The organism is Acidobacteriota bacterium (assembly GCA_028874215.1).
Classification (GTDB): domain Bacteria; phylum Acidobacteriota; class UBA6911; order RPQK01; family JAJDTT01; genus JAJDTT01.
Genome location: JAPPLF010000098.1, coordinates 1 through 7,783, shown reverse-complemented (window position 1 = coordinate 7,783; position 7,783 = coordinate 1). Strand labels below are relative to the sequence as shown.

6 protein-coding genes are annotated in these 7,783 nt (G+C 60.3%); 3 read left to right on the top strand and 3 right to left on the bottom strand.

Annotated features, from left to right (window positions below; genetic code table 11):
- A partial coding sequence (locus OXT71_19650; GenBank protein MDE2928604.1) for a transposase occupies positions 1-304 on the top strand: 304 nt, incomplete at its 5' end.
- Positions 305-468: 164 nt separating this feature from the next.
- On the opposite strand, the gene OXT71_19645 is transcribed toward OXT71_19650, so the two are convergent.
- On the bottom strand, positions 469-1,224 hold the full coding sequence (locus OXT71_19645; protein MDE2928603.1) for a hypothetical protein: 756 nt from the start codon (positions 1,222-1,224) through the stop codon (positions 469-471).
- Positions 1,225-1,751: 527 nt separating this feature from the next.
- Entirely contained in the window at positions 1,752-2,741 is a 990-nt protein-coding gene (locus tag OXT71_19640) for a homocysteine S-methyltransferase family protein (protein MDE2928602.1), read from the bottom strand.
- A gap of 144 nt (positions 2,742-2,885) precedes the next feature.
- Here OXT71_19640 and OXT71_19635 point away from each other — a divergent pair, with 144 nt between their 5' ends.
- Positions 2,886-5,486, top strand: a complete 2,601-nt coding sequence (locus OXT71_19635) for a hypothetical protein (GenBank protein ID MDE2928601.1) — start codon at positions 2,886-2,888, stop codon at positions 5,484-5,486.
- Positions 5,487-5,550: 64 nt separating this feature from the next.
- On the top strand, positions 5,551-6,585 hold the full coding sequence (locus OXT71_19630) for a membrane dipeptidase (GenBank protein MDE2928600.1): 1,035 nt from the start codon (positions 5,551-5,553) through the stop codon (positions 6,583-6,585).
- Positions 6,586-6,694: 109 nt separating this feature from the next.
- Here OXT71_19630 and OXT71_19625 read toward each other — a convergent pair whose 3' ends face one another.
- A complete protein-coding gene (locus OXT71_19625) occupies positions 6,695-7,429 on the bottom strand; it encodes an apolipoprotein A1/A4/E family protein (protein ID MDE2928599.1) in 735 nt (244 codons plus the stop codon).
- Between the last annotated feature and the right edge of the window lie 354 nt (positions 7,430-7,783).

The window sequence follows — 7,783 nt, the reverse complement described above, 5'->3', positions numbered from 1 at the left end:
GGGGGATTCCGGATACCAGGGAGTGCAGAAGCGGTCGGAGAATCGAGATCGGCCGGTGGATTGGCAGATGGTGATGAAGCCCGGGAAGCGTTGGCAGCTGCCGCCGGAGAGTGAGGCGGCATTGGCCGAGCGACGCAAGGCATCGGTTCGGGCAAAGGCAGAACATGTATTCGGGTACCTGAAACGACATTTCGGCTACGCCAAGGTGCGCTACCGGGGGCTGGAGAAAAACACCCAACGGATCTATTTGCTGGTGGGGTTCGCCAATCTGACGATCGCCGAACGCTCCGGTGTGACCGCCTGATCGGAATGCGGCACGGCTGTGATTGAGGCCGCGGAAACCGTCTCGAAATCGCTTGGTCAAGACCAATTCAAGGGTTGCAAATCCCAGGTTACAACGCTTGGATCCGGAAAAGGCAGGGATACAAGATCTGGTTCGCTCCATATAAGGACTTATTCAGACCTTCCCTAACTAGGTTTCTCCGCTGTCGCAGCATCATATGCAAGTGTGACAATTGTCTGCTGTTCATTGGCCCGTAGTTTGCTCAGTATGTACCCCATATACGCACTCACGGTTTGTCGCCGTCCTCGCCAGTAGCCATACAGCACCGGTGGCGTGACTACGAGCAGGGCGAACAGCACACCCAGGATGCGAAACACATTATCCGAATTGATCTCAAGAAATTTCGAATTTAACTGTCTGAGTTCCGAGTCGCCGACAATTAACATGTTTAATCCGAACGATACTATCATCGCTAGAACTGTGGCAACACCAACGCTGATCATTCCCTTAGGCATAGAAACGTGTGGTGTTGTTCTTCGGCCAATCAATCTTCCGCTGACGTAAAACAACGGAACACCCCACAACACAAAAGTAACGACAATGGTTGGTGGAAGCATTTGTTGGACGTTGCGGAAGATCGCCAATAATGGGGCAAGCGCCATCACTAGTCCCACTAATATCCCGGCTACGACTCCGACGAGCTGCAGGGACACGAAAATGAATAGTGACCCGTATATAATCAAGCTCTTCCATTGCCAACAAAATTGATCCAGAGTCTTAATCTTCGGGGTTATCCGCTCGTTAAATAATTTAATATAAATTGGGAAGAGTCCATTGATAAGGCCCATATACATAAATGAGCGGTTTTCTCCCCAGTAGGCAACGATGATATTAACTAAGGCTAGGATTGCCAAGCTTATTTTTTGCCCCGTTGTCATCATAGGTCTCCAATGGATGATTTGCGAATTATATATCGGATAGTTGGGTAAAGTCGAGCCGTGACCTGCATTGTCTATTGCGCAAATGCGATAGACGTAAACGTGCGCATCGTTTGTGTTGGCATTTCAATGACACATAATGCAATATCAATCCCGGATTGCGTCATTTCTGGAATCCTATCCGAAAGTCGGCACCCATGCAAACTATCCCTCAGAGTCTCAGAGCCGAGACGCTGCCAATGGTTCATATCCCGGAGAAGGCGACCGTTCCCTTATCAACTCTTAGAGATAGTCGAGGGCAGCCTGATCTTAATACCTGTGCCGATGATACCGGTCCGACGGTGACCTGACGGAACCGCATTGAAAAGGGAGTGTTCACTTCTCGCGAGTATCGTCCCTTCGAGTTAGACGCCGAAACTGTTCTGCTTGGCGCTCTAACCCGAATTCGACTTGGAGGGCTTGTATCCTTTGCCAAACCGGGTAGTATCGTGCTTCGGCTCATTCGATTCCGGAGGCTGACGCTCCGGTGATCAGGTGGCGCCGGTCCCTTTGACCACCGGCTGCATTGCGCTGATGTGCTCGGGTCCCGAGGCGCAGCAACCGCCGATAATCTGGGCTCCCATCCGTTTCCAGGTCAGTGCGAACTCGGCCAACCGTGAGGGATAGTATTCGGCGTTCTGCAGAATATCGGGACCCGAGCTGACCCTCTGGTTGGTCAGCATGGGTGGGTTGACGATCGGGCCAGTGGGATTGTAGCCCAGGTTGGGATAGGCTCCGACCGGACCGGAGAAAGCCCTCCGGAGCCGGGGCAATCCGGCTGAGATCGCCTTCGGGTTGCTGCACATCAGCAGGATCGCTCCCACGCGACGTCCCTCCAGAGCGTCAACCAGATCCTCCAGTCGCTCGCCATATTGCATGGTGCCGTCCGGCCGGATATGCCGAATGCCCAGAAACACGGTTGCGCCCGCCTCGGCACAGGCGTCCACGGCGGTCACCGCGTCCTCGATGAAGCCCACGTACTCAGCCTGGATCAAATCCACTCCCATCTCGACCAGGAGCCTGGCGTGTTCCGCCCACTCCTGGAAGCAGGCCTCCCGGCCCATTTGCCGGGTGTCGGACACCGCGCCCGATTCCGGCCGCCCCTGCAAGGTGGGAGCCGCGATGCCACCGGCCACGTAGGCTGCAGGGTTGTGGTTGTCCCGGGCCTTCAGCGCAATCTCGGCGGCCGCCCGCGCGTAGCGTCTCCACTCCCGGCCCAGCCCGCACCGCTCCAGCCGGGTCGGCGACGTCCAGAAGTTGTTGCTGGTGATAATGTCGGCTCCGACGCGCAGGTAATCCTGATGAACCTGCTGCACGACGTCGGCGAATTCGAGGTTCGCGGTGGCCGACCAGGCCTTCAGGCCGTCCTTCGCTCCCACGAGGACATCGACGCCGCGTCTTTGCAGCTCGGAACCGGTGCCCCCGTCCAGGAGCAGCGATTGACCGTCGTTCAGCCGGTCCAGGATGGGAGGTCTGGGCATGGATCCAGTCGGGCACACGGTACGCCCCAGAATATCATTGCGGATTCAGCCACGTACGCCGGCACGCGAAGGGCAGGGCATCAACACTTTCCATTGAACTACGCCTCTGCGAAATAATAGGGGACGAACCAGGAGAGAACTGCTATGGAGACGAAGCGTCCTGTATTTGAGTGTTTGATCCGGATCGGCATCTGCGTCGGCATCGCGGCTTCGCTGGCCGCCGTCGTTCCCGCCCTGCCCCGCGCTCTGCTGCGTCAGGAGTTGGAGACGTCGATCCGGAAGTGGATCGCGCGGGACCGCCAGGGCAACTACCTCCTCTTGTCGCCACAGCATGGTTCCGGAAACCGCGGCGGATTCTCTCTGCGGATGTCCCAAGGCTCGTCGCCTGAATCACTGGACGACTTCGGGCCGGCGTATGCCCTGCGACCGCCGTTGAAAGAGCGCGGCGTCCTCATCAGCGCCGGAATCAGTCTGGATCGTCACGATCGCATCCATCTGGTCTGGAGCACCGTCACCGGACTCACCGGAGTTGCCGTCGTGGATTTTCCCGGCGCCGGCGGTACCGATCTGGTCTGGGAAAATCCCCAGACCAACTCTCCCGGAGCGCTGGTCCTGGCGGACGAGTACTCGAGGATCGGGGACATTGCGACGGCAGCGGACGGAAGCGTCTGGTTCACCTGGACCGAGTCGATAACGGAACGCCAGGCGTCGATCCATCTGGGCCGTGTCCAGGACGGCAGGTTGTCGTCTTGGCGCATCGCCCGCGGCGACGGCCTCTTTCCGGCCAGCCTGTTCCTGGATGAGCAGGAGCGTTTCCATCTGGGCTGGCACGACATCTACGAGGAGTCGTACTACGCTTCGGGGCGGTTGGCCCAGTTGGACGACCCCGAAGCGGTGACGGTCGTCCGCCTGCCGGGCCGCGCCTTCCAACCGGTCCTGACACGGACTCAAGGACGGACACTGGCCGTCTACGAGGACACCTATTCCCACCTGAGGACCGTTCTACCCCAGGAGGCGCCGCCGCGGGCCGTGCCCCTGACCGGGTCGCGGCCACGCTTCGCCTGGCACACCTTCCACTCGCCCCAATTCGCCCTGGACCGGTATGGCGTCGCCTGGTTGTTCTTCGTGGACAGCGCCCGCCAGCATGTCTTTCGCACCCGGTGGCTGGGTGAGGACTGGGGGCCCGTCCACAACACGGCCAAGCTGGTCCGGAACTCGCCCCGCATGGAGGACAACCATCTCTCCATCGAACGTCTCGCCGTGGAGACGGGCATGGGCGAGGGGGAGCCGGGAATCAAGATTCTGGTGACCCATGGCGATCAACAGGTCCTTCGTTCCGTTCCTGTCCCCTCGCTGGAGGCGTCTCCCGGGAAGAAGGTTCTCTTTCTGGATCTGGCGGAGGTGCAGGCGTTGGAGAATCTCCGCCTGCGGGTGAACCAGGCGCAGAAACACCCCGGGAATCCCGTCATCCAGGCCGGCGAGGAGGGCGATCCGGATGTCCACGGAGCCGGGAACTTCCTGCGAGTACTGAAGGAAGATGGCGTCTATCGCATGTGGTATTCCACCATGCGGCGGGATCGCAGCATTCCCTGGTGGGAGTGGTATGGAGCGGGCTATGCGGAGAGCACGGACGGTTACCGCTTCCGGAAAAAGGAACTCGTCCGGAATACCCCCTATGTCCCCATGGTTCTCAAGGACGCGAACGCCCGGAATCCCAACCGCCGGTACAAGCTCCTCAATTTCCCGACCCACGGCAGCCGGGCCCAGGCCGCTCGGGCCGGCCGCTACAATCCGTGGCAGGAGACCAACGCCGGAACATTGTCGACCTCGCGGAACGGGATCGATTGGGTTCCCGAACCGGCCATCATGTTTTTTCCCGGGGGGCGGCCTTTTTCCGTCATACCCCAGTCGGTCCTCTACGATCCGGAGGAGAAAGATCCCGACAAACGATACAAGGCATACGGATTCTCGTCTCTGAACCTGGCCCGCCGAGGCGGCGGTTACGCCTACAGTTCGGACGCCTACCACTGGACCGCCCATCCCGACAATCCCATGCTCGATCCATTCGCCCGGGCGATCCCCGTCGTGAGAGGCGGCAAGGTGGAGCAGATTCATGACTGGGTGGTCTGGAAGGACGGGGACTACTACCTCTCCCTCTACCAGTATCAGCACAACGGACGGGAGCTGGACCTGGAGCTGGCGTTCAGCCGCGATGGCGAGAACTTCGTCTTCGTGGACCCGGGACGGAAGGTGGTCCCTTCGGGTGCGGCTGGGGAATGGGACTGCGATCATATCGCTCCCTCTCTGCCTTTGGTGGACGACCGGGAGATCAGGGTCTACTACGGAGCGATCTGCGGCGAGGGAACGGGCGGGGAGAGGCGCTCGGGCGGAGTCGCGGTATTGAGGCTCGACGGGTATACCCGCTTGGAGTTGAAAGAACCGGGAAGGGGCGCCACGTTGACCACCATCCCGGTGAGTCCGGCCGGAGTATCCCAGCTTCATGTCAATGCGGATTGCGGAGACGGAGGCACTCTTCTGGCGGAGTTGCTGGATCCCGAGAGTGGCAGGCCGCTAACCGGGTTCCACCGATCCGACAGCGTGCCTTTTCGGGGCAATACCGTGTCCCACCGGATGAGCTGGACGGGGGGCAGGAGTCTTTCCGACGTGGATCGCACGTTTCAGGTGCGCTTTCATCTCGTCGGGTCCGAGGGATATCCACACCTCTACTCCTTCAGCTTCGAGTAGATTTCCCCGAATGCGGCAATCCGATCCCGTCCCTCCAAAGATTGGGGTTGGTATCCTTGCCCGCATGACTTCCACTCTGTCCGCGGAAACGATCCTCCGAGATTCGATCGTCGTCGACGCCCACGGCCATATGTTGGACATGGCCGCCAATTCGCGCCGGCGACTGCATGAGTCTCTCGGCGGGCTCACCGACGTGCCGCTGATGCGCGCCGGCGGCGTCACCGCCCAGGTGACCGCCTGCTGGATGCCCGACGTGCGGATCGGCGGGCCCCATGGCAGCCGGCAGCCCTTTCGGGATCTCATCAGGATGGTGGATTACGTGCACCGGGAGTTGGATGGTGAAGCGGGGGATCACGTGGTTCTGGCGCGGACCGCCGGAGACATCGAGAGTGCGGCGGCGCGGTCGAAGACCGCATTGGTGTTGGGGCTTGAGGGGGGAGATGCGCTCCGGGGCGAAGTGGGACGGCTCCGGGAGCTTTACGAGGCCGGTCTGCGCCATGTCTGCCTCGTCCATGAGGGACGGAACGCGATGGGCACGGCGACGCAGGTCTGGGAGGATTCGACCATGCGGGTCTACGAACCCGGGATTGATCCTCCGGGGGGACTGAGTGACGCCGGCAGGCGGATCGTGCGTGAGATGAACCGGCTGGGCATGCTGGTGGACGTTACTCACATGGTGGAGGAGAGCTTCTGGGAGACGCTGGAGGTTTCGTCCGCGCCGGTAGTTGCTTCCCACGGGAATGCTCGTTCACTGCGGGATACCGTGAGGTACCTGACGGACGAGCAGATCGGGGCGGTGGCGGAAACCGGGGGGATGGTCTGTCCCAGTCCGTTTCCACTTGGGCCCACGCGGGAGCGGCCGAGTTTGGAGATGATGCTCCGGCATGTCGACTACATGGTCCGGCTGGTGGGGCCCGATCATGTTGGTTTCGGGACCGACTTTTTGGACCAAACGGGGGCGCGGCCTGCCGGGTTTGGGGATGTTGGAGAGACTCCGGGAGTTGTCGGCGGGTTGCTGGGGTTGGGATACGGAGCTAAGGAGATTGGGAAGATTATGGGCGGGAATTTTTTGCGGGTGTTTGGGCGGGTGGCGGGTTGAAGCGAGGTGGCGGTTGGGGATTGTATAGTGAGGACTCCGTCCCCCCTGCCCTCCTGATCGGCGACAGGAAAGTCGTCGCTCCCAATCGGCGGCAAGAAAGCCGCCGCTCCTACTGTGCCGAGAGTGTTCTGTAGAGTTCGCCAAATATTGGAACGGCCAAGAGTATGATCAAAGGCCAGATCACCCGCAGCATCAAGACACGCAAATCGTCGATTCGGGCCCCGGTCGACGCTATTTGGACAGCTTGAGCGTCCATTCGGGCGCCCAGCTCCTCCGTCCTGGCGTCGATCTTCGCATGGAGTTCGGTGCCCTGTTTGTCGATCCTGGTTTCCAGGGCCGTGGCCTGAGCATCCATTCGGGCGCCCAGCTCCTCCGTCTTGGCGTCGATCTTCGTATGGAGCTCTGTGCCCAGTTTGTCGATCTTCGTATCGAGTTCCGTGCCCAGTTTGTCGATCTTGGTATGGAGTTCCGTGCCCAGTTTGTCGATCTTGGTATGGAGTTCCGCGCCCTGTTTGTCGATCTTCGTTTCCAGAGCCGTGGCCTGAGCATCCATTCGGGCGCCAAGCTGCTCTGTCCTGACGTCGATCTTCGCATGGAGTTCGGCGCCCTGTTTATCGATCTTGGATTCCAGGGCAGTGGCCTGAACATCCATTCGGGTGCAGAGTTCCTTGGTCTTGGCGTCCATCTTGGCGCCGATGATGGAGATCACGTTTTGGCCGGCCCGATTTCGCACTTCGTCGTCGGCTCGGTAGGCCACTTCAGGTTCGACGCCCGCGCTCCGCAGGGCTTGGAAAAGTGTTCCGCCCGATTCGGTCTTGGGGGAAGTCTCAGGGGATGTCACCATAGCTTTTGTCCAGTCTAGCAGGCGTTCAAATCAAGCCTAACCGCTGGCACGAAAGATCCTCCGCTGTTGGCGGAAGGCCATTTGCAACAAAGCAATTCTCGTTCCAGAAGAGATACTCATTCCAGACAGCGCTATTCCAGTGGATTCGGGGTTTTTGACACCGGCGTCGCAGCAGGTTGTCGCGTCAATTGCGAGAACGATGTCACGTTGCGGTGAGACAGAAACGAGGAGGTGGAAGTGGGAGGTGACACCTTGGGGTGGGGCTTGGGAGACTGGGATATTGGGGCGGGGTAGGGGGTTGTAGAGGGGGGGGGGGGGGGGGGGGGGGGGGGGGGGGGGGGGGGGGGGGGGGGG